At 70.5% G+C, this 26,289-nt stretch carries 21 protein-coding genes and 2 tRNA genes; 15 read left to right on the top strand and 8 right to left on the bottom strand.

What is annotated here, in order from left to right; genetic code table 11:
• Positions 1 to 7 precede the first annotated feature (7 nt).
• Complete coding sequence (locus tag GQQ95_RS12395) at positions 8 to 1,636, top strand: NAD(P)/FAD-dependent oxidoreductase (RefSeq protein WP_157427976.1); 1,629 nt, start codon at positions 8 to 10, stop codon at positions 1,634 to 1,636.
• Between the two features lie 60 nt (positions 1,637 to 1,696).
• On the opposite strand, the gene GQQ95_RS19470 is transcribed toward GQQ95_RS12395, so the two are convergent.
• Positions 1,697 to 2,050, bottom strand: a complete 354-nt coding sequence (locus GQQ95_RS19470) for a three-helix bundle dimerization domain-containing protein (protein WP_212275421.1) — start codon at positions 2,048 to 2,050, stop codon at positions 1,697 to 1,699.
• Positions 2,051 to 2,200: 150 nt separating this feature from the next.
• Between GQQ95_RS19470 and GQQ95_RS12385 the strand changes: the two genes are divergently transcribed.
• Entirely contained in the window at positions 2,201 to 2,464 is a 264-nt protein-coding gene (locus GQQ95_RS12385) for a hypothetical protein (RefSeq protein WP_157427975.1), read from the top strand.
• 101 nt (positions 2,465 to 2,565) lie between these two features.
• Here GQQ95_RS12385 and aztD read toward each other — a convergent pair whose 3' ends face one another.
• Genes aztD through aztB form a run of 3 tightly spaced genes read right to left on the bottom strand, consistent with a single transcriptional unit; the run spans position 2,566 to position 6,918 of the window.
• The gene (aztD, locus tag GQQ95_RS12380) at positions 2,566 to 3,837 is read right to left on the bottom strand and encodes a zinc metallochaperone AztD (RefSeq protein WP_246205462.1); all 1,272 of its coding nucleotides are present in this window, start codon (positions 3,835 to 3,837) and stop codon (positions 2,566 to 2,568) included.
• A gap of 10 nt (positions 3,838 to 3,847) precedes the next feature.
• The gene (aztC, locus tag GQQ95_RS12375) at positions 3,848 to 4,792 is read right to left on the bottom strand and encodes a zinc ABC transporter substrate-binding protein AztC (protein WP_157427974.1); all 945 of its coding nucleotides are present in this window, start codon (positions 4,790 to 4,792) and stop codon (positions 3,848 to 3,850) included.
• On the bottom strand, positions 4,789 to 6,918 hold the full coding sequence (gene aztB, locus GQQ95_RS19680; protein ID WP_246205460.1) for a zinc ABC transporter permease AztB: 2,130 nt from the start codon (positions 6,916 to 6,918) through the stop codon (positions 4,789 to 4,791). Before aztB ends, aztC begins: the two co-directional genes overlap by 4 nt.
• A gap of 54 nt (positions 6,919 to 6,972) precedes the next feature.
• On the opposite strand from aztB, the gene aztA reads away from it, so the two are divergent.
• The 10 genes from aztA to GQQ95_RS12320 all read left to right on the top strand — a co-directional run bounded on the left by aztA (position 6,973) and on the right by GQQ95_RS12320 (position 17,140).
• Positions 6,973 to 7,596, top strand: coding sequence for a zinc ABC transporter ATP-binding protein AztA (gene aztA / locus GQQ95_RS12360; protein WP_212275419.1), 624 nt, complete (start codon positions 6,973 to 6,975; stop codon positions 7,594 to 7,596).
• A gap of 63 nt (positions 7,597 to 7,659) precedes the next feature.
• Positions 7,660 to 8,673, top strand: coding sequence for a permease (locus GQQ95_RS12355; protein WP_157427972.1), 1,014 nt, complete (start codon positions 7,660 to 7,662; stop codon positions 8,671 to 8,673).
• Positions 8,663 to 9,484: a TIGR03943 family putative permease subunit gene (locus tag GQQ95_RS12350; protein ID WP_157427971.1), complete on the top strand. Its 822-nt coding sequence runs from the start codon at positions 8,663 to 8,665 to the stop codon at positions 9,482 to 9,484. Before GQQ95_RS12355 ends, GQQ95_RS12350 begins: the two co-directional genes overlap by 11 nt.
• Complete coding sequence (locus GQQ95_RS12345) at positions 9,474 to 10,895, top strand: hypothetical protein (RefSeq protein WP_157427970.1); 1,422 nt, start codon at positions 9,474 to 9,476, stop codon at positions 10,893 to 10,895. The genes GQQ95_RS12350 and GQQ95_RS12345 overlap by 11 nt, the downstream gene beginning before the upstream one ends.
• A gap of 73 nt (positions 10,896 to 10,968) precedes the next feature.
• A complete protein-coding gene (locus GQQ95_RS12340; protein ID WP_157427969.1) occupies positions 10,969 to 12,036 on the top strand; it encodes a response regulator in 1,068 nt (355 codons plus the stop codon).
• Positions 12,033 to 12,998 carry an ATP-grasp domain-containing protein gene (locus GQQ95_RS12335; RefSeq protein ID WP_246205457.1) on the top strand — a complete coding sequence of 322 codons (966 nt, stop codon included), beginning with the start codon at positions 12,033 to 12,035 and terminating at the stop codon, positions 12,996 to 12,998. Before GQQ95_RS12340 ends, GQQ95_RS12335 begins: the two co-directional genes overlap by 4 nt.
• On the top strand, positions 12,995 to 13,738 hold the full coding sequence (locus tag GQQ95_RS12330) for a PHP domain-containing protein (protein WP_157427968.1): 744 nt from the start codon (positions 12,995 to 12,997) through the stop codon (positions 13,736 to 13,738). The genes GQQ95_RS12335 and GQQ95_RS12330 overlap by 4 nt, the downstream gene beginning before the upstream one ends.
• Positions 13,739 to 13,767: 29 nt before the next feature.
• On the top strand, positions 13,768 to 15,228 hold the full coding sequence (locus tag GQQ95_RS12325) for a glycosyltransferase family 2 protein (RefSeq protein WP_157427985.1): 1,461 nt from the start codon (positions 13,768 to 13,770) through the stop codon (positions 15,226 to 15,228).
• Positions 15,225 to 15,365 (top strand): hypothetical protein, encoded by a 141-nt coding sequence (locus tag GQQ95_RS19345; RefSeq protein WP_170297051.1) that lies wholly within the window; start codon positions 15,225 to 15,227, stop codon positions 15,363 to 15,365. Before GQQ95_RS12325 ends, GQQ95_RS19345 begins: the two co-directional genes overlap by 4 nt.
• Positions 15,362 to 17,140 carry a sensor histidine kinase gene (locus GQQ95_RS12320; protein ID WP_157427967.1) on the top strand — a complete coding sequence of 593 codons (1,779 nt, stop codon included), beginning with the start codon at positions 15,362 to 15,364 and terminating at the stop codon, positions 17,138 to 17,140. The genes GQQ95_RS19345 and GQQ95_RS12320 overlap by 4 nt, the downstream gene beginning before the upstream one ends.
• A gap of 121 nt (positions 17,141 to 17,261) precedes the next feature.
• Here GQQ95_RS12320 and GQQ95_RS12315 read toward each other — a convergent pair.
• Positions 17,262 to 17,335, bottom strand: a tRNA-Met gene (locus GQQ95_RS12315).
• Between the two features lie 188 nt (positions 17,336 to 17,523).
• On the opposite strand from GQQ95_RS12315, the gene GQQ95_RS12310 reads away from it, so the two are divergent.
• Positions 17,524 to 17,805: a hypothetical protein gene (locus tag GQQ95_RS12310; protein ID WP_157427966.1), complete on the top strand. Its 282-nt coding sequence runs from the start codon at positions 17,524 to 17,526 to the stop codon at positions 17,803 to 17,805.
• A gap of 72 nt (positions 17,806 to 17,877) precedes the next feature.
• Here GQQ95_RS12310 and GQQ95_RS12305 read toward each other — a convergent pair.
• Positions 17,878 to 17,954: transfer RNA gene (locus GQQ95_RS12305), tRNA-Met, on the bottom strand.
• A gap of 249 nt (positions 17,955 to 18,203) precedes the next feature.
• Between GQQ95_RS12305 and GQQ95_RS12300 the strand changes: the two genes are divergently transcribed.
• The gene (locus GQQ95_RS12300; RefSeq protein ID WP_157427965.1) at positions 18,204 to 19,595 is read left to right on the top strand and encodes a glycoside hydrolase family 18 protein; all 1,392 of its coding nucleotides are present in this window, start codon (positions 18,204 to 18,206) and stop codon (positions 19,593 to 19,595) included.
• Between the two features lie 67 nt (positions 19,596 to 19,662).
• On the opposite strand, the gene GQQ95_RS12295 is transcribed toward GQQ95_RS12300, so the two are convergent.
• Entirely contained in the window at positions 19,663 to 22,560 is a 2,898-nt protein-coding gene (locus GQQ95_RS12295; protein WP_343032766.1) for a UPF0182 family membrane protein, read from the bottom strand.
• 90 nt (positions 22,561 to 22,650) lie between these two features.
• Positions 22,651 to 23,793 carry a YlbL family protein gene (locus GQQ95_RS12290; RefSeq protein ID WP_157427963.1) on the bottom strand — a complete coding sequence of 381 codons (1,143 nt, stop codon included), beginning with the start codon at positions 23,791 to 23,793 and terminating at the stop codon, positions 22,651 to 22,653.
• A gap of 214 nt (positions 23,794 to 24,007) precedes the next feature.
• On the opposite strand from GQQ95_RS12290, the gene GQQ95_RS12285 reads away from it, so the two are divergent.
• Positions 24,008 to 25,384 (top strand): zinc-dependent metalloprotease, encoded by a 1,377-nt coding sequence (locus GQQ95_RS12285; RefSeq protein ID WP_157427984.1) that lies wholly within the window; start codon positions 24,008 to 24,010, stop codon positions 25,382 to 25,384.
• The last annotated feature ends 905 nt before the right edge of the window (positions 25,385 to 26,289 follow it).

Genomic DNA, 26,289 nt, shown 5'->3' with positions numbered 1-26,289 from the left:
GGTACCCGTGACGAACACCTCTGCCGCCGGCCGTGAACTCCCCCACGTCGTGATCGTGGGCGGCGGCTTCGCCGGCGTGTACGCGGCCAAGGCCCTCGCGAAGGCGCCCGTGCGGGTGACCCTCATCGACCGCCGGGTCTACAACACCTTCCAGCCCCTGCTCTACCAGGTCGCCACGGGCGGGCTCAACCCCGGCGACGTGACCCACTTCCTGCGGAGCCTGCGCATCCGGCAGCGCAACCTCGAGATCGTGCACGAGCACCTCATGGAGATCGATCCCGATGCGCGCAGCATCCGCATGCTCGACGGCCAGAGCATCGGCTACGACTACCTCGTGCTCGCGAACGGCGTGACCACGACGTACTTCGGCACGCCCGGCGCCAAGGAGCACGCGTTCGCGGTGTACTCGCGATCGCAGGCCATCCGCATCCGCGACACGCTCTTCACGAGGCTCGAGCGCATCACCCAGCAGAGCGACCGCACCGACGGGCTCCACATCATCGTGGTCGGCGGCGGCCCCACCGGCGTCGAGATGGCCGGCGCCCTGGCCGAGCTCCGCGACCAGGGGCTCCGCCCCGCCTACCCCGAACTCGACGGCGACGCCTTCCGCATCACGATCGTGCAGCGTGGCGAAGAACTGCTGAAGCCCTTCATCCCGCGCCTGCGCCGGTATGCGAAACAGCAGCTCGAGCACCGCGACGTCGAGCTCCGGCTCGGCACCGGCGTGGCCGAAGTCCGCCCCGAGTCCGTCGTGCTGACCGACGGCACGGTCATCCCGTCGGACATGACGGTCTGGGCCACGGGTGTCGCGCCGCACGAGGAGGTGCGCTACTGGAGCCTGCCCCTCGACGAGCACGACCGCATCCGGGTCGGCGAGGACCTGCAGGTGATCGGCCTGCCCGGCGTTTTCGCCGCAGGTGACGTCGCGATCGCACCTCAGGACCTCCCACAGCTCGCGCAACCCGCGATCCAGGGCGGCGCCCACGTCGGCCGGCAGATCCTCCGCCTCATCGCGGGCGAGGCGACCGAGCCCTTCGAGTACTACGACAAGGGCCAGCTCGCCATCGTCGGCCGCCGGTCGGCCGTCGGCGAGATCCCGGGGCTCGCGAACCTGCCCGTCCTGCACGCGCTGAAGTTCCTGAAGAAGGTCCCCGGGTTCCGTCGCACCTTCGGCCTGACCGCCTACCCCGCGTGGGCGGCGTGGCTGTTCGTGCACATCGGCAGCCTGCTCGGCTCGCGCAACCGCCTCACGACCATGATCGGCCTGTGGGCGCGCTACGGCTTCCGCTGGTACCGCACGCCGGTGCCCATCGTAGGCGACGTGCCCGCCATCCGTCCCTCCAAGGCGGAACGGCTTCGCCTCACGCCCGAGCAGCTGCGCATCGCCGAGGCCGCGATGAAGGAGGACCTGGCCGACGAGGTCATCACCATCGCGTCGCCGACGGAAGGCGGGGCCGAGTCGGGTGCCGCGACGCCGGCGAAGCCAAGGGCGAAGTCGCCCGCGAAGCCTCGCCCGAAGACGCCCGGGAAGCCACGGCCCAAGACGGCACGGGCGCCCGGGACCGAGGCACCGTCCGGAACGGCGCCGGCGGCTGCGACCGAACGCCCGGCGAAGGGCGAGCCCACCGACGGGTGACCGCCGGCTGACCGTTCGCGCTCGTCAGACGGAGCGGGTGCGTCAGGTCGAGCGGGTGCGTCAGACCGACCCGCCGCCGAGATCTCCGAACAGGAAGCCGGCGTGCTGCTCGCGTTCACGACGCTCGACCTCGAGCGGGTCGAGGTCGTCTTCGGACGCAAGCACCGGTCCGCCCGGGTCACCCGCGCCGGCGTGGATCGGCTCCCCCTCCTGCCGGAGGCGCTCGTCGGCGGCATGCGCGACGAGGGAGGGCACGTAGTCGCGCACGGGGTTCCCGACGAGGCGCCGCGCCTCGTCCTCGACGATGCCGCGCACCCTGGTGGCGTCGACCGACGGATACCGCGCCGTCAGCTCGGTGACGACGTGCTCGATCGCATCCGCTTCGAGGGCCCTGCGCGTGTCCGGTTCGCTCATGGGCACATATGATCCTCCGGCCCGCCTGCTCCGACAAGGGACGGGACGGCGACGGATGCATGAACGCCGGATGTCGCGTCGCATGCGCGGTGGGCGTGTCGGAGGTTCACGGTCTACTGTTCGAACAGACGTTCGAACGAGAGGCGCGACATGACCATGACCCTTGAGGCGGCGACCATCTGGGAGCACGACGGCGTGCCGGTCAGGCTCGTGTTCCGCGACGAGCGCTGGCACCCTGTCGACACCCCGATCCCCCTCACCCGGGAGTCCGAGCTCCTGCCTGCCGCCCTGACGCATCCGCCGACGCGGCACCTCGGATGGCGCATCCGCGCCTGCTCCGAGGCCGACGAGCTGCTCACGGTCGACATCGTCCGCGTCGATGGTGGCTGGGCGGTCGAGCATGTCTGGGCCTGACCCGGATTCGGGGGCATTGCAGGATCGGATGCGCGGAGGGGCGCGCCTCCCCACCGCCTGGCGAGGAGGTGCGCCCCGAGTGATGTCGTTCGGCAGGCTGTCTAGTGCGTCGACTCCCCCGTCGCCACGGCGAACTCGTTCGGGGTGACCTCCAGCTCCGCGCTCTCGAGCACCTCGCCCGTGTTCAGGTCGACGGCGTGGATCGAGTTCGCGGCGGGCTCCGTCACGTAGGCGACGTCGCCGTCGCCGTCGACCACGATCCCGGGGTGCGGCTCCTGCCATTCGGCCGGGCTCTCCCATGCCTCGATGACCGGCCAGGAGGCGGTGAGGTCGCCGGTGATCGGGTCGAGCACGTGGATCGATCCGTCCGACGCGAGGATGAAGGCGTCGTCCTCCGGGCCGCGCGCCACACCGCGCCAGGTGTACTCGACCCCCTCCGGGAGGTTCACGACCTCGAGGGTTCGCGCCTGCGTGTCGACCAGGATGACGTCCCGGAGGAGGTACCCCTCGGCGTCGGGATCGCTCTTGTAGTCGCCCACCATGATCGGGCTCGTCGCGGAGACGTACGCATTGCCGGTACGGCCGAACTCGTCGGGCGCGTCGAGCTTGACCACCTCGCCCTCGTCGTAGAGCAGCACGCCGTTCTCGCAGCCGAACACGACGACCTCCCCCTCGACGGCGCCCTCGCCGTGCACGCCGGGGCACTGGTCGCTCGCCGCGACCTCGTGGCCATGGTCGTCGAGTGCCCGGATGCCGGTCCGACCGTCGGCGTCGCCCACGGTCGTCACCAGCGTGCCGTCCTCCAGCACGACCGACACGCCGTGGTGGGCCTCGGTTCCGGGCACGACCTCGGCCTCGGGCAGCGCGCCGTCGGCGCCGAGGAAGTCCGCGGTCTCGAAGATCGTCGTGTCGCTCGTGGCATCGTCGTAGAGGACGGTGCGATCGGCGTGCCGCACGACGTGACCCGCGGCCGCGGCCGGCACGACGGCGGCCGTCACCTCAGGGTCAGCCGAGCGGGCGTCGCCCGCCGCATCCGTCCAGGTCCCGGCATCGAGGAGCTGGAAGCCCTCCGAGGTGGTGAGGAACAGGTGCCTGCCGTCACCGGCGGCGTTCAGCCGCGTGAACTCCTCGGTCTCGAACTCGGCGAGGACCTCGAGCGTCGTGCCGTCGAGCACGAGCACGCCGCCCTCGTAGGCGACCGCGACGCGGGGCGACGCCGCGGGCTGGCCGGCGGATGCCTCGGCTCCGGCTCCCGGCGCCGGGGTCGCAGCGCAGCCCGACAGCGCGAGGCCTGCGACGAGGCCGAGGCCGAGCACGACACGTGGCGCGACGCGGCGGGGGTCTCGGACGATGGATCGGGTCAAGGGCTTCATGGGCTCCCTCTCATCTCTGGGGTGGTTGTGGGCGCTCGTGTGAGAGCCCGTCGGAGATGCGGTCGGTGTTGACGCGCATCAGGTCGAGGTAGGTGGGGGCGTCGCCGTCGGCGTCGGTGAGCGACTCGGTGTAGAGCTCGACGACCGCCACCTCGCGGTCGGCCTCCTCCGCGAGCACCTGGGCGAGCCGGTCGGGCTGCGACGAATCGGCGAAGATCGTCGGCACCGCGGCGGCGTCGATCGCCGAGACGAGGTCGCGCAGGTCGCTCGCGCTGGGGGCGGCGAGCGTCGTGCCGCTCGGAACCACGGCGCCGATGATGCGGAAGTCGAAACGCTGCGCGAGGTACCCGAAGACGTGGTGGTTCGTGACCAGCGCGCGTCGGGCGGCCGGGATCGCCTCGAAGGCCGCGACCATCTCGGCGTCGAGCTCCGCGAGCTCGGCCAGGTAGGCATTCGAGTTCGCCGTGATCGCGGTCGACTCGACGGCGTCGACTCGCAGGAGCTCGTCGCTGACCACCGAGACGACATCGACCATGCGGGCGGGGTCCGTCCAGAAATGCGGATCGAGCGACGCGGCCGCACCGTCTCCCCCGTACTCGAGCGCTTCCACGTGGTCCCCGGCGAAGAGCACCGGCACCCCGTCGGCGGCCGCCGCCTCCACCTGCGCGGCGAGGCCCTCCTCGAGGCCCAAGCCGTTCGCGACGATCAGCTCCGCCTCGCGGAGGCGGGCGGCCGTCTGCGCCGAGATCTCGAACGAGTGGGGATCCGCGTTCGACGGCATGAGCGTCAGCACCTCGAACTCACCGTCGGCCAGTTCGGAGACCACGTCTCCCAGGATGTTGGTGGTCGCCACCACGAGCGGGCGGTCGGAGGACTCCGACGTGCAGGCGGTGAGGCACATCGCCGGCGCCGCGAGCACGAGGGCCGCCGCGAGCATCCGCGCGGTCGCGGTCATCGGCCCGTCTCCAGCAGGAATCGCGGTTCGGCCGCCGTCTCGAACGTGCGCGCGACGCGAGCGCCATCGGCGAAGTCGATCTCGAACAGTCGCCGCTCGGCGACGCCGTTGAGGTAGGCACGATGCTGGTCGGCGATGAGCTCGACGCCCGCGAGACGGGCCTGATCGGCGACGGTGGCCGCGAGGAGCGGTTCGGTCGAGGCCAGGCGTCCGCCGGTCGCGCCGTCGAGCACGAGCACGCGGCCGCTCATGGTGAGGGCCAGCACATGTCCGTCGGCGTCGTCCACGGCGGTGACCCGCGCGAGCGGTTCGCCGGCCTCGATGAGGCGCCATGCCCGAGCTCGGGTGTCGAGCAGCCAGATGCTCGTGGCCCCCGTGCCGCCGGCGAGCGCGGCCACGGTCGGGCGCGACTCGCGGGCATCGAACTGCTCCGCGCGGGGCGCTTCGACGTCGTCCGGGTACGGAATCCGCTCGAAGGCGATCGTGCCGTCCTCGCCAGCGTTCGCCAGCACGGCCCCGTCGCGACATCCGATCACGACGCCGACCACCGTGGTGATCGTGCCCTTGGCGGCCGGGCAGGCGGTTGCGGCGCCCGGGCTGCCGTCCGCCGCGAGCGCGCGGACGCGATCGGCCACGCCGTCGGCGCCGGGCTCGGTCACGACGGCGCGCGTTCCCACTGGCACGATGAGGCCGTCGTGCGGCGCGACCTGCACGCGGAACGCCTCGTCCAGGGAGCCGTGTCCGAGGGTCTCCGAGAGGATGAGCACCGCTTCGCCGGAGGCGGCGAAGAAGGCTCCCATGCCCGCATCGCTGGCTGACACCGTGGCTCCGCCCTGTCCCGCGATCTCGCCCAGCTTCCTCGGGTCGGCACGGTAGTAGTGGAAGTGATCGACGTGGCTCCAGGTCCACACGCCGCTGTCGATGACCGTCACGGCGTCGGCCGCGGGCCGCACCGCGTAGGCGTACCGACCCTCGCTGGCCAGTGACTCGACGCCGACGAGTGCGCCCAGTTCCTCGATCGAAGCGTCGAGCAGGTCCAGGTGGGCGACGGAACCCTGTTCGTCGACCGTGAGCAGGTGCGCCTGGGCCTCCGCGAGCTCCTGCGCCCCCTCGACGCGCCCGTGGCCGTCTTCCTCGAACCCAGCGGCATCCGCCCCTGAGCCGGTCGGAAGGCCCGACGGACCGGCGCAGCCCGCGACGGCCAGGACCATCGCGGTCACGACCGCGGTGGAGGTGCGACGTCGATGCAGAGAAGTCGTTCCTCGACCGGAGGGAAGGCCGGTGCGCGAGCCCGTACGGTCACGCGAGCGCGAGCGCCGCACCAGTTCGCGAATCGCGGCCGAGGCGGGCACGCTCGCGACGGCGGCGAGCGCGACCGTGGCGCCGGCGGCCGTGCCGGCGTGCCAGGAGACCAGCAGCCCGACCCACACCGCGATCGCCCCGATGCACGCTCCGAGCGCCATCGTCGTCGGCAGGCGCACGGTCCACCGGTTCGCAGCCACGACGGGGCCGAGGAGCATGCCGAGGACGAGGAGGGAGCCGACCGCCTGGTACGCGGACACGACGGCGATTGCGATGAGCCCGACGAGCATGGCCTGCGCGAGCTTCGGCCGAAGCCCGAGGAGCCGGGCCTGGCGCGGGTCGACGGCGAGCGCGACGAAGGGTCGATGGAAGGCGGTCGCCAGGCCGACGGTCACGAGCGTCGCGGCGGCGAGGGCCACCACCTGGTCGGGGCGAACCGCCAGGATGTCGCCGAAGAGGATCGCCGTGGCATCCGTCGCGAAGGTCCCCGAACCGGAGATGATCACGACCCCGAGCGCGAGGCTGGCCACGAACAGCAGGCCGATGCTCGTGTCGGCCGAGAGTCGCCACCGGTGCTGTACGACGCTCACGCCGACGGACATCACCGCGGCGCTCACCGCGGCGCCGAGGAGCACCGGCGCTCCGACGAGCGTCGCCAACGCGACGCCCGGCAGCACGCCGTGGGCCATCGCCTCCCCGAGGAACGCCATACCGCGGGCCACCACCCAGGTGCCGACGACGGCGCAGAGCACGGCGACGAGCACGCCGGCGGCGAGCGCACGAAGCATGAAGGCGGAGGTGAAGGGGTCCATCAGGAGGGTCACACGGAGGACCGTAGCATTAATTGAGAATGATAATCATTTGCTACAGTGACGCGGGTGCACGCCACCACTCCCCTCGCTCGCGCCATCCGCCTCGATGTCGACCTCGACGGCCACCCGGTGCTCCGCGACGTCTCGCTCAGCGTTCGCGCGGGCGCGGTCACGGTCGTCGTCGGCCCGAACGGCGCCGGCAAGTCGACCCTCCTCGAGACGATCGCCGGGCTGCATCGACCACGGGCGGGGCGAGTAGAACTGGCCTTCCCCGGTGAGGTCGCACTCGTCCCGCAGCGCAGCGCGATCTCCACGCGTCTGCCCGTCACGGTCGGGGAACTGGCCGCGATGGGGCGCTGGCGACGGACGGGCGCGCTCCGGCGCCTGGGCCGCGACGACCGCGCGATCGTCTCCGCGAGCCTCGAGGCCGTCGGCATCGCCGACCTCCGCCGTCGACCAGTCGCAGCACTCTCGGGCGGCCAGCGTCAACGAGCGCTGCTCGCGCAGGGCCTCGCCCGGCGAGCCCGTCTCCTCCTGCTCGACGAACCGATGAACGCCCTCGACGACGAGTCCAGGTCGGCCGTGAACGCGGCGATCCAGACGGCCGTCTCCGGCGGCACCGGGGTCGTGGTGGTCACGCACGCGCTCGACGAGCTCGACCGGTTCGACGCCGTGATCCGGCTGCCGTGACGGCGCCGCGCCCAGCGGTGGGCCGCACCGGCTCGGCCCACCATCCGACGTAGGCTGGTCCGGATGTCTCGCACGCTCGATCACCGCCCACGCACCCGCGTCCGGGCGACGGGCCTCGGTCTCGGCATCGCAGCCCTGCTGGCGCTCGTCTCGATCCGCCTCTTCGCGCCGCCAGAGCTCGGCGCCGGACTGTCCGATCGCGTCCAGGACTTCGTGACCCTCTCGGTGAGCGTGGTCATCGAGAGCCTGCCGTTCGTGTTCCTCGGCATCCTGCTCTCGATCGCGGTGCAACTCTTCCTGCCAGAGGACTTCCTGGTCCGGCGGATGCCGCGGAGCCCCGCGCTCAGGCGCGTCGTCGTCTCGCTGCTTGGCGTGCTGCTGCCGGTGTGCGAATGCGGCAATGTCCCGCTTGCCCGCGGGCTCATCAAGCGAGGGCTCTCCGTCGGCGAGTCGATGACCTTCCTGCTCGCCGCGCCGATCCTGAACCCCGTCACGATCATCACGACCTACCAGGCCTTCGGCTGGGACGACGGCATCCTCGTCGCCCGCATCGCCGGCGGCTTCGTCATCGCGAACCTCGTGGGCTGGGTCTACAGCCGGCATCCCGACCCGATGTCGTTGCTGACGCGCGGGTTCGCTGCGTCGTGCGCGCACGATGCGACGGCGGATGCCTCATCGAAGCCGCGCACCGCCGCCCGCATGTTCCTCGAGGAGACCGGGGAGATGCTGCCGGCCCTCTTCGTCGGCTCGGCGATCGCGGGACTGATCCAGGTCGCCGTGTCGCGCGACGTGCTCGTGACGCTCGGGCAGAACCCGGTGCTCTCGGTCTTCGCCCTCATGCTCCTGGCGTTCGTCATCTCGATCTGCTCGAACGTCGACGCCTTCTTCGTGCTCTCGTTCGGGTCGACATTCATGCCCGGTGCGATCGTCGCGTTCCTCGTGTTCGGGCCGATGATCGACGTGAAGATGCTCGCCCTGCTCCGCACCACGTTCACCGCGCGCACGCTCGTGCAACTCACGGCGATCGTGGCGCTCGCGAGCGCCGCGATCGGGTTGGGGGTCAACCTTGTGGCCTAGGCTCATCCAACGCTGGAAGGGCATCGCCCTCACCCTCGTCGGCGTGGTCGCGACGCTCTGGCTCACCCTCACGGGGCAGCTGGCCCTGTACATCCACCCGCGCTACTTCGTCTTCACCGCGATCATGTCCGTCATCGGCGGGCTCCTGGCGCTGGTCGCCCTCGCGCTCGCCCCCGATCGCGACGCGGAGGACCACGAGCACGGGTCCGGCCACGACGAGCACGCCAACCACGACCCGTCGGCGGATGCCGCCGCGCATCCGCACAGGACACGCCTGACCGCCCGGCGACGGCGTCTCGGCGCGACCGGCGCGGTCGTGAGCGGCACCATCGTCGTGGGCGCCGTCCTCGCGCTGCTCGTGCTCCCGCCCGCGGCCCTCACCGCGCAGACGGCGGTGGACCGGGACATCGACCGGACGACGGCCGACCTCGCGGGCGATGCCCCGAGTCTCGCGGGCGCGGACCTCGGCAGCTTCACGATCAAGGACTGGGCGCTGCTCCTGCGCCAGAGCGAGAGCCCCTCCGCGTTCTCCGGCCAGGAGGTGGAGCTCACCGGCTTCATCGCACCGGCACCCGGCGACCCCGACGACGCGTTCACCATCGCACGATTCACCGTGACCTGCTGCGCGGTCGACGCGCAGCCCATCGGGATCACCGTGCATCTCCCCGGCTGGCGCGAGCGTTTCGCCGTGGACGACTGGGTGATCGCGACCGGCGCGTTCGGAGGCGACCCCGCCGGCGGCGAGGGGGCCGTCCTGGTGCCGCAGTCGGTCGAGCCCACGTCACAGCCGGAGCAGCCGTATGTCTTCTGATCCGGCCGTCGGAGCCCCCGTCGCGGCCGAGGGGCACCGGTTCCGCCGCCGCCTCCTCGGCACGATCGGCGCGCTCGCGGTCGCGGCGACGGCGCTCGGCGTCGCCGGCTTCGTGCAGGGTCCGCGGCTCGCCGAGGCATCCGTCGACGTCCAACGCGTGACCAGGCTCGCCGACGGCCGCGTCGAGCTCGAGCTCAACCAGGCGATCGCCCGGGTCGACGGCGTCCTCCGCGTCGAGCCCGAAGTCCCGGCCGAGCTCTCGGTCGAGGGCGATGCGCTCGTCGTCGAGTTCACCGAACCGCTCCCCTACGACACCGAGTTCCACGTCGCGATCGACGGCGTGGTCGGCTCCGCGCAGCCCACCGCGGTCACCGTCGAGCACGGCTTCAGGACCGCGGATGCCGCAATCCTCACCCTCGTCCGGCGCAGCCCCGACGGGCTGCCCGACGCCATCCTCCGATCCGGATCGGCCGAGCGCACCCCCGAGGCCGTCATCGAGGCGCCCAGGCTGCAGTCGTTCGCGCAGGCGGGCGATGCGGTGGTCGCCGTCGCGATCGAGGACGACGGTTCGAACACGCTCCGCATCGCCGGGCTGGGCGAGCAGACCCAGACGATGGGCCTCGTCGAGCCCGGCGAGGTGCACGCGATCAGCGGCTCGACGACGCATCCGCTCATCGCCTACCTGCATCAGGGGCTGGCGCGACCGAGCGGCGCCGCGCCGGCGTTCTCCGACACGCTGTTCACCCTCGACGTGTCGGGGCAGCCGGCAGAACCGGAGCCGGTCGTCGGCCTGGACGGGTCGCCGATGCGAGTCGCCGACTGGCGGTTCGTGCCGGGCACGACCTCGATGGTGGTCCAGGACCTCGACGGCGCGCTCTCCGTCGTCGACGCCTTCGGACTGGTTCCGCCGAGACCGCTCGGCTCGGCCACCCAGCTCCGCGGCTTCCTGCCGGGAACCCAGGAACTCATCGTGGCCGACCCCGACCGCGGTCGAGTCGTCGACCTCCGCAGCGGTACCGAGCGGCCCAACGACCTGCCCATCGCCGACCTGCCCGACCATGCGCATCCGAGCTCCGTGACGCAGCTCGATGCCGACGGCGCACACCTGCTCACCGTGCTGCTCGCCGGCACGGACGGCAGCGGAGACGCGGCGGCGGAGTCCCTCCTCGCGCTCGTCGACGACGTCGGCACGCAGGTGCGCTACTCGACGGGACCCGACAGCCGGATGCTCCGATCCTGCGTCGCGCCCAATGGACACCTCGTCGCCGTGGAGACCGCCGCCGTGGATGCACTCCCCGACGGCTATCCCGAGGCACCCTCGTCCCGGGATCGCCTGACGAGCGTGATCGACATCGCCACCGGCGAGCTGGTGCTGACCCAGCCCGGCGGGTCTTCGGACTGGTGCGCGTAGGCAGCACCGCGAAAAAGATCTCCCGCCACCGTCGCTCTCCTCAATAGAGTGGGGCACGGGGGGGTGATGTGCTGTGCTCGAGGGTGCCCTCCGCGTGCTCGTCATCGAGGATGACGCCGACGTCGCGCTCTACACGCGCACCGTGCTCGAGAAACGGGCGGCGTGCCAGGTCCTCGTGCTGGCCAGCGCGGACGGCGTCGCCGAGGTCGTCGCCGAATTCGCCCCCGACGTCGTGATCACGGATGTCGAGCTTCCCGGGTCGAGCGGCCTCGACATCCTCGAGGAGACCCATCGTCGCGACCCCGACCTGCCGGTCATCGTCATGACCGCGCACGCATCGGTCGACTACGCCGTCCGTGCACTGCGCGATCGTGCCGACGAGTTCCTGACCAAGCCGGTGTCGTCGGCCGACCTCGTCGCCGCCGTCACGCGCCTCGGAGCCCGTGCTCGGGCAGCCGCAGCGCAGCGCCGGCAGCGCACGATCCTCGCCATCGGAGCCCACCCCGACGACGTCGAGCTCGGTGTCGGCGGAATCCTGGCCGCACATGCCGCAGTCGGGGACCCGATCGTGATCCTCACGCTCTCCCGCGGCGCCAGGGGCGGCGAGGCCGACGACCGGCAGGACGAGTCGCTCGCGGCGGCCGAGCTCGTCGGCGCACGGCTCTTCCTCGAGGACCTGGAGGACACTCGCATCCCGAATGCAGACCCGACGGTCGCGATCATCGAACGCGTCGTCGCCGAGGTGAAGCCCTCGATCATCTACACGCACAGCCGGAACGACCGCCACCAGGACCACCGGGCGGTGCATGAGGCATCGCTGGTCGCCACGCGTTCCGTTCCGACGGTCGCGTGCTACCAGAGCCCGTCGTCGACCGTGGAGTTCCGCCCGAGCCGCTTCGTGCCGATCGACGGACAACTCGAGACGAAGCTCGCCCTGCTGCGGTGCTTCGCGTCGCAGAGCGGCATCCGCAGCTACCTGGAACCGGACTTCGTGCTCGCGGGCACCCGCTACTGGTCGCGATTCGGCAGGGGCGAGCACTGCGAACCGCTCGAGATCGTGCGCGACAGCGCGGGCATCGGCGCGCCCCTCGATGGCACGCGTTCGCGGAGCAGGATCACCCAGGTGGGCGAGGAACTGTGAGCAGGCGAACGGTCCTCGTCACCGGCGCGGGCGGTCCGGCCGGCGTGGCCGTCATCCGTTCGCTGCTGCGTCGCGAGGATCTCGTCGTCTACGCAGCCGACATGGACGGCTGGGCGAGCGGGCTCTACCTCGTCCCATCGATGCGACGGCGCATCCTGCCCGCCGGGAACGCTCCCGAGTTCGTCGAGTCCGTCATCGCGCTCTGCGACCGGGACGAGATCGACGTCGTCGTCTCGACGGTCGATGCCGAGCTGCCGCCCCTGGCAGCCCGGAGAGCGGAGCTCGGAGCGGTGCTCGCGGCCCCGTCGCAGGCCGCGCTCGATACCGCGCTCGACAAGTGGCGGCTCGTACAGGCCTGCGCGCCCCACGTCCGCGTCCCGCACACCGAACTGCTGACGGAGGCGGGACAGGCGCACGACTGGGCATTCCCCGTCATCGTGAAGCCGCGAAGCGGCGCCGGCTCCCGCGGGGTCCGCCTCGTGTCCAGTCGCCCGGAGCTCGAGGCGAGTCCGCCGGACGAGGCGCAGATCATCCAGGAGCATCTGCCCGGCGAGGAGTTCTCGGTGGACGTCATCGTCGCGGCCGACGGGCACGTCGTCGCGGCCGTGCCGCGCCTGCGTGCCCGGGTCGATTCGGGTGTCGCGGTTGCGGGGCGGACCGTGCACCGTGCTGAGCTCGAGGAGACCGCGGCCGCGTGCGCGCGCGCCGCGGGCATCACCGGTGTCGCGAACGTGCAGCTTCGCTACAGCGCCGACGGCGTTCCGGCCCTGCTCGAGATCAACCCGCGGTTCTCGGGGGCGATGCCGCTCACGATCGCCGCGGGAGTGGACATGCCCTCCCTCGCCGTCGATGTCGCGCTCGGCCGGGAGATCCCGCGTCACGTGCCCTTCGAGGAGATCGCCAACGTGCGCTTCCTCGAGGACCTCTTCCTGCCGGTGGACGAGGTGATCGTCTCACCATGACCGATGGACGACACCCCGAGCTGAGCGGCGACTGGCACGTGCACTCGCAATTCTCCGACGACGCGGAGAGCACGATCGGCGCGAACATCCGGGCTGCGCAGCAACGCGGACTCACCCACCTGCGCCTCATCGATCACGTCCGTGTGAGTACGACCTGGGTCCCGGACTTCCTCGCCGCCGTCGCTGCCGAACCCGTTCCCGACGGGCTGGTCGTGCACACCGGGGTCGAGGCGAAGATCCTCGACGCCACCGGGCGCCTGGATCTCCCGCCCGACCTGGTGATCGGCCCGGGCGGCATCGAGGGCATCGTCATCGCCGATCACCAGTTCCCCGGGCCCGACGGGCCGTGGACGCCGGAGCGCACGCGGAGCGAACTCACGGGCGGCCTCGGCGAGGCGGAGGCCGTCGAGATCCTCGTGACGGCGATGGTGGGCGCCATGCGGCGGCATCCGGGCGGACAGCTCGCGCATCCGTTCTCGATCCTGCCGAAGATCGGACTCTCGGAGGACTCGATCTCCGACGCGCTCCTGGAAGGCTGGGCGGATGCCGCCGCGGAGACTCGCACGTTCGTCGAGGTCAACGAGAAGTGGGCGTGCCCCGGGGCGCGGGTGATCCGTGCGGTTCGTGCGGCCGGCGCGACGCTCGTCGCCTCGACCGACGCGCACGTGTCGACCCACGTCGGCCGCTACCGCGACGTGGTCGGCATCCTCGATGCCGCGGCGCAGGGCAGCGCGCCGTGATCGAGTGGGACGGCGTCCTGTACGGCGTCATGGTGACGGTCCTCGCGGTCTTCGTCGCGTTCGGGGCCATCCCCGTGCTCGCGATGGCGTACCAGTTCCTCCTCATCCCCGTGCACGCCGTGCGCAACCACTACGGCAGGGCAGCGCCATACCTTCCGAACGTGGCCATCATCGTGCCGGCGTGGAACGAGGGGGCCGTCATCGGCGTCTCCATCGACCGCCTCATGGCGCTCGAGTACCCCGAGGGCGCCCTCCGCGTGTACGTGGTCGACGACGCATCGACGGATGACACGCCCCAGGTCGTCCAGGCGAAGGCGCGTGAGTATCCGGGCGCCGTCTTCCATCTCCGTCGCGAGGTCGGCGGCGAAGGCAAGGCGCACACGCTGAACCACGGCATCCGCCATGTCCTGCAGGACGACTGGATGCATGCGCTGCTCATCATGGACGCCGACGTCATCTACCTGCCCGATTCCCTGCGGCGGATGACGCGACACCTCGCCGACGAGAAGGTCGGCGCCGTCACGGCGTACATCCGGGAGGGAAGTCGCGACAAGAACTACCTCAGCAGGTTCGTCGCCTTCGAGTACGTGCTCTCGCAGATCGGCAGTCGTCGCGCCCAGAACGTGCTGGGCGCGCTCGCCTGCCTGGCAGGCGGCGCCCAGCTGCATTCGAGGACGAACCTCGAGGACATCGGCGGGAGGATCGACACGAGCTCCCTGGCGGAGGACACGGTCACCACCTTCGAGACCCAGCTCCGCGGACGCCGGGTCGTCTTCGAGCCCTATGCAGTGGTCCTCGCTGAGGAGCCGCACGCGATCGGCGCACTCTGGAAGCAACGCCTGCGCTGGGCACGGGGCAACGTGCAGCTCACCGCGCGATACCGGAAGGTCTGGTTCCGCCCGTCCCGTGAGCACCGGCTCGGGTCGATCTCGTTCGGCCTGTTCTGGTTCAGCGTCTTCCTGCTGCCCTGCTTGATGATCGCGTCCTCGATCGGCCTCATCGGGCTCTTCCTCCTCGACTCGCAATTGGCGCTCACGGTGTTCCGCGCGCTCTGGATCGTGGCCGCGTGCACGTACGTCTACACGATGCTGCTCGCGGCGCAACTCGATCCGGCCACGGGCCGCTCGAGCTGGCGTGAGGCGATCCTCTTCCCCGGCGCGATCTCGATCGTCGTCATGATCACGGCGTTCTTCCCCGGGCTCATCGAAGAGCGCATCCCGGCGCTCTTCGGCCTGCAGTTCACGGACGAGGCACTCGTCGCCTGGACGCTCTTCGTCTACAGCTGGGTCTCCCTCTCGATGCTCGCCGCCTGGGGTGCCAAGCACCTCGACTCGACTCGACCGGGTCGCTGGCTGTGCCCCCTGCTCGTCTATCTGATCGGCTACGGGCCGATCCTGTGTGCGATCACCTTCGACTCGTACGTCAAGGAGGCGCGCGGCGCCGCCATGGTGTGGGACAAGACCGAGAAGACGGGCAGGGTGCTGGGATGACCGACCTCGGGGAGCGGACCCTGCGACGCGAGATCGAGGAGAACCGGCGCTCGGAACGGCGCCTCATCCCCCAGGCATTGCTCGCGATCGTCGTCGTGGTCGCCCTCGTCGTCGTCCGGCAGGTGTTCTTCCTGTGACGCAGCCCGGATGGCTCGCCCGGCTCTCCAGCGACTCCCTGTCGCCGGGCTTCAAGCAGGTGCCGACGGCCATCGGCCTCGTGCTCGCCGTCGTGACGACACTCGTCGTACCAGGCGTCGCCATCACCGTCCAGTGGGCGGCATGGTCGGGGGTCGCGATCCTGGTCACCGTCACAGCCTTCGCCTTCACCTTCCCCTGGCGCCGGTTCGACCACGAGTGGGCCATCGTCATCCCCGTGCTCTCGATCCTCGCGATCGGCCTGTTCCGGCTCGGCACGGGCGGGTTCGCATCCATCTTCGGGTCGCTCATCATCCTCCCCTTCGTCTGGATCGCCTCGGAGGAGGGGCGATCCCACATCGTGCTCTCGGCAGCCGCCGTGTGCGTGGCGCTGCAACTGCCCTTCCTGACCGGACATCAGGTCCTCGGCGACGGCCAACTCATGCGGGGCTTCTTCGCGCCGCTGGTGTACCTCGTCGCGGCCGGCATCATCAACGAGCTCTCGCACCTGGGCAGGGTGCAGCTGGCGAACGCCGAAGCGCTGCTGGCTGAGCGGGAGGGGCTGCTCGCCGACGCTGAGGCGAGACGGGCGGAACTCGAGTCGAGCCAGGCGCAGCTCCGTGCGTCCGAGGCCTTCAATCTCAGCATCTGGCAAGCCGTCAAGGCGGAGGCCGTGATCGTCACGGATCGCACGGGCCTCATTCTCACGGCCGGGCCGGGCGCGGATCGAATGCTCGGCGTTCCATTCGAGGACGGCGTCGAGCAGCGGTACCTGACCCAGTTCCTCGCCGGCGACGAACTCCGCGAGCGAGCGCGCAACTTCATGCCCGGCGTCGATCCGATCACCGATCGTGAGAGCTTCATGCACCTCGTCGAGGCCGCCCGTGCGGCATACGGCGACAACTCCGAGTGGACCTTCGTCGACGCGGCCGGCGAACGCATCCCGGTGCAGCTCTCGGCCTCGCCTCGGCTGGACGAGTCCGGAGATCACGTCGGGTACATCTTCATCGGCACGGACGTGACCGGGCTCCACGAGGTGAATCGCCTGAAGGACGAGTTCGTCGGCATGATCTCCCACGAGCTTCGGACTCCGCTGACCTCGGTCCTCGGGTATCTCGAGCTGATCCGCGACGACGAGCAGCACCCGCTCACGGCAGAGCAATTCTCCTACCTCGCCATCGCGGAACGGAACGCGCACCGCCTCCTCGCCCTCGTGGGGGATCTCCTCCTGACGGCCCAGGTGGAGTCGGGCACCTTCCCGCTCGACATCCGCGAGGTGGACCTGGTGCACGTGGTGCTCGCATCCGTCGAGTCGGCGCGTCCGGCGGCGACGCGCGGCGGCATCGAGCTCCGGGCCGATAACGCCCTGGATTCCATGGAGATCCCGGGGGATGCGACTCGGCTCGCACAGGCGTGCGACAACCTGATCTCGAATGCCCTGAAGTTCACGAAGCCGGACGGAACCGTCTCGGTGTCGCTCGAGATGGTGGACGGCTACGCCCGGATCGCGGTCACCGACACCGGAATGGGCATCCCGGCCGGCGAGGTCGAGCGCCTGTTCACGCGGTTCTTCCGTTCGTCGACGGCCATCCGGCAGGCCGTCCAGGGCGTGGGCCTCGGTCTCAGCATCACGAAGGCGATCGTCTCCGCTCACCACGGCACCATGACGGTGTCCAGTGTCGAGGGTCGGGGCACGACGTTCGCGATGCTGCTCCCGATGCACGCCGGCGCCCGCACGACCAGTGCGATGCCGAACCCGCCGGGAGGCTCCGCCTGAGCCGGGCCCGGCCGGGCTGGGTGCGGCACACGGCGCACCCGTGCACCTGCCACCTGACGGGCCGGGCGAACGACCGAGAGGCCGGCCCGGATCTCTCCGGTGCCGGCCTCTCGCCTCTCGGTTGCGGGGGCAGGATTTGAACCTACGACCTCTGGGTTATGAGCCCAGCGAGCTACCGAACTGCTCCACCCCGCGCCACTGACCCCGTGAAGGGCCTTCGCCGGATCATCCCGACCGGATCTCACGATCTCGATCACCACGTCCGTGCGCGTGTTCCAGTATACGCGTCCCCCGACCGGGTTCGGACCACCTCACCGCGCAGACCGGGGCATCACGCGTCAAGGGGGTGGTCGCGATCGCGTCCCGATCCTACGGTTCTCGACATGGCTGCAGCAGACGAGACCGCATCACCACCGAACCCCGAGCGCGGAGGCGGTACGCCCGAGCCGCTCAGCGACCGCGAGCAGACCCGCAAGGATGTGAGCGAGAGCCCGGGCAGCGAGGCCGAGACCGCCGCCAAGCAGGCGGACCCACTGCCCGAGGGCATCGACGACGACCTCGACCTCGACCACGTCCGGGCGGTGCCGGGCACCGGTGGACCGGACGACGCGGGCGATGTGGACGTGGATCCCGCCGATCTGAGGATGCCCGGTCGCGGCGAGTGAAGGCCGGGTCCGGCGAATCCACCCACGGGCGAACAAAAGGCCCGGTCAGAATTTCTTCTGACCGGGCCTTCTTGGTTGCGGGGGCAGGATTTGAACCTACGACCTCTGGGTTATGAGCCCAGCGAGCTACCGAACTGCTCCACCCCGCGGCACAAGAGATGAATCTAGCACGAGCTTCGCGGCCGCACAAATCGAGCCCGAGCGGGCATTCGAGCGCGTTGCAACATGTGCACGAGCAACGGGATCGACTATCGACGACCTCCACCCCGACGCTGGATTGTTTGCGGTTCCCGCAGTATTTGTTAGGAGTCCTTTCGAACTCGTCGTTCCGTTGGTAGCTTCACCGGAACCGCACGCGCGGCGTGCTCGTGCGGGCCACACCATCGATGAGGATTCCCATGCCTGAACGCCATCTGCTGAGAGCCGCGGCCATCGCCGCCGCCGCAACCGCGCTCGTCGCGGCATCCGCCGTCTCCCCCGCCGCCGCCCACGGCGACCACCGAGGAGGCGGCCACGGCAAGCACGACCACCACGCGCACGGCCGCTCGGCCGGCCCTGAGGAGATCAACGGCTATCGGTCGGTCGGATACCTCATGGCCGACACCCCCGTGACGCGCGACTACCAGGTCGAGGACCTCCTGAACACGGGTGCGATCTCGGACATCACGCACATCAACTACGCCTTCGGCAACGTCACGTCGAACCTGACCTGCGAGATCACCGACGTCCCGGGCGAGGGCGACGCGCAGAACGACTACCTGCGGCTCGTCTCCGCCGCCGATTCGGTGGACGGCAAGAAGGACTCGAAGAACCAGCGGATCGCGGGCAACTTCAATCAGTTGCGCAAGCTCAAGGAGAAGAGCCCCGACACGAAGATCCTCATCTCGCTCGGCGGCTGGACCTGGTCCGACAACTTCTACGCCGCCGCCGCGACCCCGGAGAGCCGGTCGAAGCTCGTGGCGAGCTGCATCGACCTCTACCTCGAGGGCAACCTGCCCGTCGTCGGGAAGCAGGGCGGCAAGGGCGTCGCGGCGGGCATCTTCGACGGCATCGACATCGACTGGGAGTGGCCCGTCACCGGCGGCGAGGTGCCGAGCACGAGCCCCGACCCCGCCGTCGACAAGGAGAACTTCCTCGCCCTCATGGAGGAGTTCCGCACCCAACTCGATGCGTACGGCGAGGAGGTCGATGAGGACTACCTGCTCACCGCGTTCGCCCCGGCGGGCGGCTGGAACGCCGGACAGGGCGGATGGCTCGATCCGCGCCTCTTCGCGACCGTCGACTTCCTCAACGTGCAGGGGTACGACTTCCACGGCGGCTGGGTTCCGAACAGGACCGGGCACCAGGGCAACCTGCACCCCGACGGAACCGAGAACTGGGGCCTCGGCCTCGACGGCGCCGTGGGGATGTACCTGAACGCGGGCGCCGCACCCGAACAGCTGAACGCGGGGCTCGCGGCCTACGGGCAGGGCTGGACGGGCGTCACGGTCGGCGATGATGCGTGGCAGGCCGCCACGGCGTCGATCGGCACCAAGCCGTACTACGAGATCCGTTCGGTCGGCACCGGCTACTTCGACCCGGCCGTCGGCGCATCGTGGCGGTACGACGCAGCGACCGGGGACTGGTGGAGCCTCGACGACCCGGCCTCGGTCACCGCGAAGGCGCAGTGGCTCGCACAGGAGGGCTACGGCGGCGCGATGTGGTGGGATCTGTCGGGCGACTACCGCAACGAGCTCGGGAACTCCCTCGGTGACGCGCTCCGCTCGGCTCCGGAGGGTCCGCTCGGCTGACACCTCCCCGCACGCGTCGATGGCCGGCAGGTCTCCCTGCCGGCCATCGGTGTCTGTCGGAGCGCAGCTATTCGCCCGCAGTGACCTGGAGCAGCTTCGCGATGATCTCGGCGAGCTGCGCGTCCGCTGCGCCATAGGCCACCCAGTCGCCCTCGGAGAGCGCGGCCTGCTTCGCCTTGATCTGCGCCTGCGCCTGGTTCAGCAGAGACTGCACCTCATCGCTCGGCGGCGTGGTCGATTCGTCGCCTTCGCCTTCGCCCTCGGCGGGCGTCTCGGGCGTCGCATTCGGATCGACCGCCTGGTCGCCGGCATCCGCTCCGGAGTCCCCGCCGAAGAGCACGTCGAGTGCGAGGTCGAGGGTGTCCTGGAAGGCGATCTCGTCACCGAATGCCACGAGCACCTTCTGCAGCAGCGGGTAGCTCGTGTTGCCCGTGGACTTGACGTAGACCGGCTGCACGTACAGCAGGCCACCGCCGACGGGAACCGTGAGCAGGTTGCCGTTGATCACGTCGGACTGGCCCTGCTTCAGCAGGTTCAACGACTGCGACACGGTCGGGTCCGAGTTGAACGTGGCCTGGACCTGACCGGGACCGGGCACGTTGTCGTCCTCGGGCAGGGTCAGCAGCCGGAGCTTGCCGTAGCCGTCAGCGCGTTCGCCGTCGGTGTTGCCGGCGTCGGCGTCGACCGCGAGGTAACCGCGCAGCACGTTGCGGCTCTGGTCACCGCTCGCCTCGGGGATGAACGTCGAGTAGAGCGAGTACGACGGCACGTCCTGGCCGGGCATCTGCATGGTCAGGTAGTAGGGCGGCTGCAGGAGCGTGGTGTTCGCCGGCTCCGTGGGCTCCTTGGGCGTCGTCCACGCATCCTCCCGCGAGTAGAACGCACTCGCGTCGGTCACGTGATAGCGCCCGAGCACCGCGCGCTGCATCTTGAAGAGGTCGGCCGGGTACCGGACGTGGCTCATCAGCTCGCCCGACATCTTGCTCAGCGGCTCGATCGTCGACGGGAAGACCTTCTGCCAGGTCTTCAGGATGGGGTCCTCGGTGTCCCACGCGTAGAGCGTGACCGAGCCGTCGTACGCGTCGACCGTCGCCTTGACGGAGTTGCGGATGTAGTTGACCTCGTCGAACGGCAGCGTCGTCGGCAGGCTCTCGCTGTCGGCGATCGCCTCGCTCATGCTCACCTTGTTGGAGTACGGGTACTGGTCGGTCAGCGTGTAGGCGTCGACGATCCAGACGAGCTTGCCGTCGACGACCGACGGATAGGCGTCCGAGTCGGGCGTCAGGTACGGTGCGACCTTCCGGACGCGCTCGATCGGGTCGCGGTCGTAGAGGATCTGCGACGTCGTGTTCACGGCGTCGGAGAGGAAGATCTGCTCCGACTGGAACTTCAGCGCGTAGGCCAGCTTCGTGAAGACGTTGTCGAGCTTCGGCCCGCCGTCGCCCTCGAACGTCGTCTGGGTCTGCTCGTCGTTGTCGCCGCCCGCGGGGTAGTCGAGCTCGACGGGCTTGGTGCCCTCCGGTGCGCCCACGATCGAGTAGTCGGGCGAGTTCTCGCCGAAGTAGACGCGCGGCTCGAACTCGCCGAGGTCACCGGAGGACGGGATTCCCGACTGCACGAACAAGGGCTGTCCGCCGGCTGAGCGCTGGTTTCCGGCCGCGGCCACGAGGCCGTACCCGTGGGTGTAGACGATGTGCGAGTTGTACCAGGTCTCGGCGTCGCCGAGGCCCGAGAGCTTGAGGTCGCGCACGGCGACGACGGTGTCCTGGGTCTGTCCGTCGATCTGGTAGCGGTCGACGTCGAGGCGATCGGGGAACTGGTAGTACTGCCGGAACTGCTCGAGCTGCTGGAACGCGGGACTGATGACGAGCGGGTCCATGAGGCGGATGTTCGCGGTCGTCTCGGCGTCGGAGCGGAGCGCACCCGGCTCGGCGTTGGTCTTCGCCTCGAACGGGATCTCCTCGATGTCGGCCACGCCGTACGCGTCTCGCGTGAGGTCGATATTGCGTTGGATGAACGGGGCCTCGAGGGTTCGGGGGCTCGGGTCGACCTGGAAGCGCTGCACGACCCACGGGTAGAGCGTGCCGATGAGCAGGCTCGAGACCACGAGGAGGGCCACGCCGACGAGCGGCAGTCGCCACCGGCCGATGATCGCCGTCACCACGAACAGCACGGCGACGCCGATCGCCGCGACCGCGAGGATCTGGCGGCCGGGGATCACCGCGTTCACGTCGGTGTAGGCCGCACCCGTGATGAGCGAGCCGGTCTCGCTGACCGTGGCGTACTGGTCGAACCAGATGCTGACGCCCTGCAGCAGCAGGTAGAGGCCGGCCGTGATCGCGATCTGCACGCGAGCCGACTTGGAGATGACGACCTCGCGGCCGCTGACGCGGATCGCGCCGTAGAGGTAATTGGTCGCGGCCACGAGCAGCAGCGAGAGGAGCACGACCGCCGACGCGAAGCCGATGATCGACCGGTAGAAGGGCAGCTCGAACACGTAGAAGCCGAGGTCGAAGCCGAACTGCGGGTCGGTCGAGCCGAACGGGGTGCGGTTCAACCACGTGAGCGTCAGGTCCCAGCGGCTCGACGTCGAGACGCCGGCGAAGATGCCGAGCACCACGGGGATGCCGTACATCGCGAGCCGTCGCAGGGGCTCGAAGACCTCCTGGTAGCGGTCGAGCTGCGAGTTGAGCTTCGCGTAGACCGGTCGCGTGCGGTACGCGATCTGGATCGAGGCCCAGACCGGCAGCGCCATGGCGACGAAGCCGATGACGAACAGGACCGATCGGGCCACCCACTGCGTGGTGAGCACCTCGAGGAAGCCCAGCTGGTCGTACCAGAGCACGTCTGCGTAGAGCCCGACGAACACGAAGAACGCGATCACGAGCACTGCCAACACCCCGATCGTCAGGGCGATGGGCGCTCGACGGCGCGATGTCCTCGGTTCTTGCGTCTGTGCTGTCACTCTCGGCCTCTTGTTGTTCGGTCGGGACGGATCGAGATTCCATCCTATGGTCGCGAACCCGAGCATCTGCCCGGAACGAGGTGGAAGGCGTCAGGAGGCCGGGCAGGTGGCGAAGCTCGCGGTGTCCGCGCCCTCGCCGGTCGCCTCGACGATCTCGCGCGCCTGGTCGAGGTCGCTGACCGCGAAGACGTCGAGGCCGTCGGGGACGTGGCCCGTGACCTCGTCGCAGTTCGACTCCGGTGCGAGGAACACGGTGGCACCGGCATCCTTCGCTCCCCACAGCTTCTGGCGGATGCCGCCGATCGGCCCGACGACCCCGGCGGAGTCGATCGTGCCGGTGCCGGCGACGACCTCGCCGCCGGTCATCGCGCCCGGCGTCAGCTTGTCGACGATGCCGAGCGCGAACATCATGCCGGCGCTCGGGCCTCCGACGTCGTCGAGCTGGAGCTCGACGTCGATCGGGAACTCGTAGACCATGCGCACGCCGATGCCGAGCACCGCGGTGCCGCCGGAGTCGGTCGGCGTGACCTCGATCGCGGTCGTGGTGCCGTCCCGGAGGACGTCGAGCCGCGCCGGCGACTCCGTGCCGTTCTCCTGCACGGCGGCGCGCAACTCGTCGATCGAGAAGACCTCGGTGCCGTTCACCGCCTCGATCACGTCGTCGTCCTCGAGGAGGCCGTTCGCCGGGCCGTCCTCGAGGATGCCGGAGACGGTGACCTCTCGCGGGAACTCGTAGCCGAGCTCGACCAGTGCGGCCGCGATCGCGTCCTGCTGCGAGTCGACCATGGCGGCCGTGTTCTGGGCGTCGCGGTCCTCGTTGCTGAGGCCGGGCGGGAAGATCGCCTCCATCGGCACGACCGATTGCTGCCGGTCGAACCACGCACCGAGCACCTCGAACCACGTCGGCGTGGATCCGGGCCGGCCGACGACCGAGACGGTCAGGAGGTTGAGTTCGCCGTCGGTCGGGAAGGTCTCCTCATCGGGGATCTCGATGAGCGGGATCTCCTCGCCCTCGTGCTCGGCCGTGCCGAGGGTGTCGTAGACGGGCCCCGGTCGCTCGATGACGTACGGCGACGGGACGAACACGAACACGAGGCCGATGATCGTCGCCGTCACTGCGGCCCACCAGCCGATGCGCTCCCGGAGCGGCCGTGCCGCTCCACGTCGCGGCGACCCCGCATCGGGCCCGAGCGATTCGGGCATCGGCGATCGATCGTCGTCGAACAGGGCCATGGGTGTCCTTCCGAGCGGTTCGAGCCACCGCATGGTTCCGGATGCCCCGGTGTTCGCGACGGGCGGACACCGGGAACCGCCAGCTTAAGGCATTTCCCAGCCTCGCGTCCCGGGCGCGGCGCTACGGTTGGAGGGAACTTGACAGGAGGTGGCTCACGTGGCCGATGGGAACGACGAGCCCGGCGAGACGAACCCCGAAGAGGAGTTCCGCGAGATGCTCCGCAACCTGCTCTCCGGAGCCGGCGACATCGACCCGGCGCAGCTGGCGGGTGCGGCCGGGCTGCCCAACGATCCCGCGAGCATGGCCGCACTGTTCGGTCAGCTGCAGCAGGCGATGAACCAGGCGGGCGACGGCATCGACTGGAACGTCGCGCTCCGCCAGGGCGAGCAGCGAGCGGCATCCGCGCAGGTGCAGATCACCGATGAGGAGCGCACCCGGCTCGATCAGGCCCTGCAGGTGGCCTCGCTCTGGCTCGACGAGGCGGTGGACTTCTCGAGGCTGCCCGACTCCCCCGAGTTGCTCACCCGTCGCGGGTGGGTGGCCGCCACCATGCCCGTGTGGACCCAGCTCGCCGAGCCCGTCGCCCTCAGCATCTCCGATGCCCTGACAAGGGTCATGCGGGAGCAGGCGCCCGAAGAGATGCAGTCGATGATCGACGGCGCGAGCAAGCTCATGCGCGGCATCGGCGGCGCGATGTTCGCCATGCAGCTCGGGCAGGTGGTCGGCCAGCTCGCGAGCGAGGTCGTCTCCGGCGGCGACGTCGGCATCCCGCTGCAGTCCGACGGCAGGGCGGCGCTCGTCCCGCAGAACATCGCGGAGTTCGGCGCCGACCTTGACATCCCCTCGACCGAGGTCGAGCTCTACCTCGCGGTCCGCGAGCTCGCGCACGCCCGCCTGTTCCGGCACGCCCGGTGGTTGCGCCTGAACCTGATCAGCGCGATCACCGCCTACGCCCGCGGCATCGAGATCGACACCGAGCGGCTCGCGACCCTCGCCGAGGGCTTCGACCCCTCGAACACCGATGAGCTGCGCCAGGCGGTCGAGTCCGGCGCGCTCATCAGTCCGAGGAGCGAGGCGCAGGAGGCCGCGCTCGCCCGGCTCGAGACGATGCTCGCGCTCATCGAGGGCTGGGTCGACCAGGCCACGGCCGACGCGACCTCCCGCCTGCCGAAGTCCGACGCGATCGCCGAGACCATCCGCCGGCGCCGTGCGACGGGCGGCCCCGCCGAATCCGCATTCGCGACGCTCGTCGGGCTGGAGTTGCGCCCCCGCCGGCTGCGCGAGGCCACCGCGCTGTGGCGCGCCGTCGGCGACGCGGTCGGCATCGAGCAGCGCGATGCCCTCTGGGCGCATCCCGACATCCTCCCGACGGCCGAAGACCTCGACGACCCGTCCTCGCTCATCGCGCGGCTCACCGGCACCGAGTCCGAGACCTCCGAGGCCGACGACGACTTCGACCAGGCGCTCGAGCAGCTCCTGCGCGGAGAGACGCCCGCCGCCCCGGGCGAGGACGGCAGCGAGCCCGGTTCGGGCGACGACGCCGGCGAGGAGCCCGACGGCGGCGATCGGCCGAGCCCGCCGCCCGCCTGACGCTGTCGCCTGAGCCGCCTGATGCTGTCGCCGGAGCCGCCGCCCGCCTGACGCTGGTGGGCGGCTGCCGCGCGCCGGCCTTCGCCTGAGCCGATCCCGCCCGCATGGTCCGCGGTGCTCCCCCGCCTGTGGAGAGGCGGCATGGCGGGCGCGCCGGATCAGGCATGCTCGCGGCATGACGCCTCGACTCGACCCAGCGCTGCCCGTCGTCTGGCGCTCGCCCGACACCGTCCAGGTCGGCGCCGCGTCGCCGCGCGCCGTGATCGAGCGACCCGGCGCGCTCGAGACCGGCCTGCTGCAGGCCCTTCGCCACGGTGCCGGCCTCGCGACGCTCATCACGATCGGCTCGGGGCTCGACGGCTCTCCCGAGCAGGTGCGCGAGTTCGTCGCCCGGCTCGCCCCGGCCTGCGTGACACCCGAGGGGCCGTCGGATGCCACGACCCGCCTCCCCGACCCTGCTGGCCGGCTCGTGGTCGCCGTCGACGGAGAGGGTCCGCTCGCCGAGCTCATCGCCGCGCACCTCCTCGCCCTCGGGTACGACGCCGGCCCGCTCGACGCGTGCCAGGGCGACCCGGCGCTGGTCGTGATCGTCGCCGGCTGGGCGATCCCGCCGGGACGGCACCTCCCGTGGATGCGGCGCGACATCCCGCACCTGGTGGTGCTCGCCGACGACGCCGGGGTCAGGGTCGGACCGCTCGTCGAGCCGGGCTCCGGACCCTGCATCCGGTGCCTGGACCTCGCGAGGCGCGATGCGGATGCCGCGTGGCCGGTGATCGCCGCACAGCTCGCCGGGCGACCCGTGCCCGAGGACCCGGCCCGCGTGCGGTTCGATGCCGCATCCGCTGCGGCCGCCGCAGTCGACGACCACCTCCGTCAAGGCGGGTCGAGCCTCACCGCGGCCTCGA

Origin of the sequence: Agromyces salentinus, assembly GCF_009749395.1 — a bacterium.
Taxonomy (GTDB): Bacteria; Actinomycetota; Actinomycetes; order Actinomycetales; family Microbacteriaceae; genus Agromyces; species Agromyces salentinus.
The sequence above is the reverse complement of the archived record's forward strand: the minus strand, read 5'-3'. Positions and strand labels throughout refer to the sequence as shown.

What these genes read in the sequence shown, in the direction of transcription:
- GQQ95_RS19470 (WP_212275421.1), bottom strand. Translation starts at nt 2,050, where the DNA reads ATGAGCGAACCGGACACGCGCAGGGCCCTCGAAGCGGATGCGATCGAG.
- GQQ95_RS12385 (WP_157427975.1), top strand. Translation starts at nt 2,201, where the DNA reads ATGACCATGACCCTTGAGGCGGCGACCATCTGGGAGCACGACGGCGTG.
- aztD (WP_246205462.1), bottom strand. Translation starts at nt 3,837, where the DNA reads ATGAAGCCCTTGACCCGATCCATCGTCCGAGACCCCCGCCGCGTCGCG.
- aztC (WP_157427974.1), bottom strand. Translation starts at nt 4,792, where the DNA reads ATGACCGCGACCGCGCGGATGCTCGCGGCGGCCCTCGTGCTCGCGGCG.
- GQQ95_RS12355 (WP_157427972.1), top strand. Translation starts at nt 7,660, where the DNA reads ATGTCTCGCACGCTCGATCACCGCCCACGCACCCGCGTCCGGGCGACG.
- GQQ95_RS12345 (WP_157427970.1), top strand. Translation starts at nt 9,474, where the DNA reads ATGTCTTCTGATCCGGCCGTCGGAGCCCCCGTCGCGGCCGAGGGGCAC.
- GQQ95_RS12330 (WP_157427968.1), top strand. Translation starts at nt 12,995, where the DNA reads ATGACCGATGGACGACACCCCGAGCTGAGCGGCGACTGGCACGTGCAC.
- GQQ95_RS12325 (WP_157427985.1), top strand. Translation starts at nt 13,768, where the DNA reads ATGGTGACGGTCCTCGCGGTCTTCGTCGCGTTCGGGGCCATCCCCGTG.
- GQQ95_RS19345 (WP_170297051.1), top strand. Translation starts at nt 15,225, where the DNA reads ATGACCGACCTCGGGGAGCGGACCCTGCGACGCGAGATCGAGGAGAAC.
- GQQ95_RS12310 (WP_157427966.1), top strand. Translation starts at nt 17,524, where the DNA reads ATGGCTGCAGCAGACGAGACCGCATCACCACCGAACCCCGAGCGCGGA.
- GQQ95_RS12300 (WP_157427965.1), top strand. Translation starts at nt 18,204, where the DNA reads ATGCCTGAACGCCATCTGCTGAGAGCCGCGGCCATCGCCGCCGCCGCA.
- GQQ95_RS12290 (WP_157427963.1), bottom strand. Translation starts at nt 23,793, where the DNA reads ATGGCCCTGTTCGACGACGATCGATCGCCGATGCCCGAATCGCTCGGG.
- GQQ95_RS12285 (WP_157427984.1), top strand. Translation starts at nt 24,008, where the DNA reads ATGCTCCGCAACCTGCTCTCCGGAGCCGGCGACATCGACCCGGCGCAG.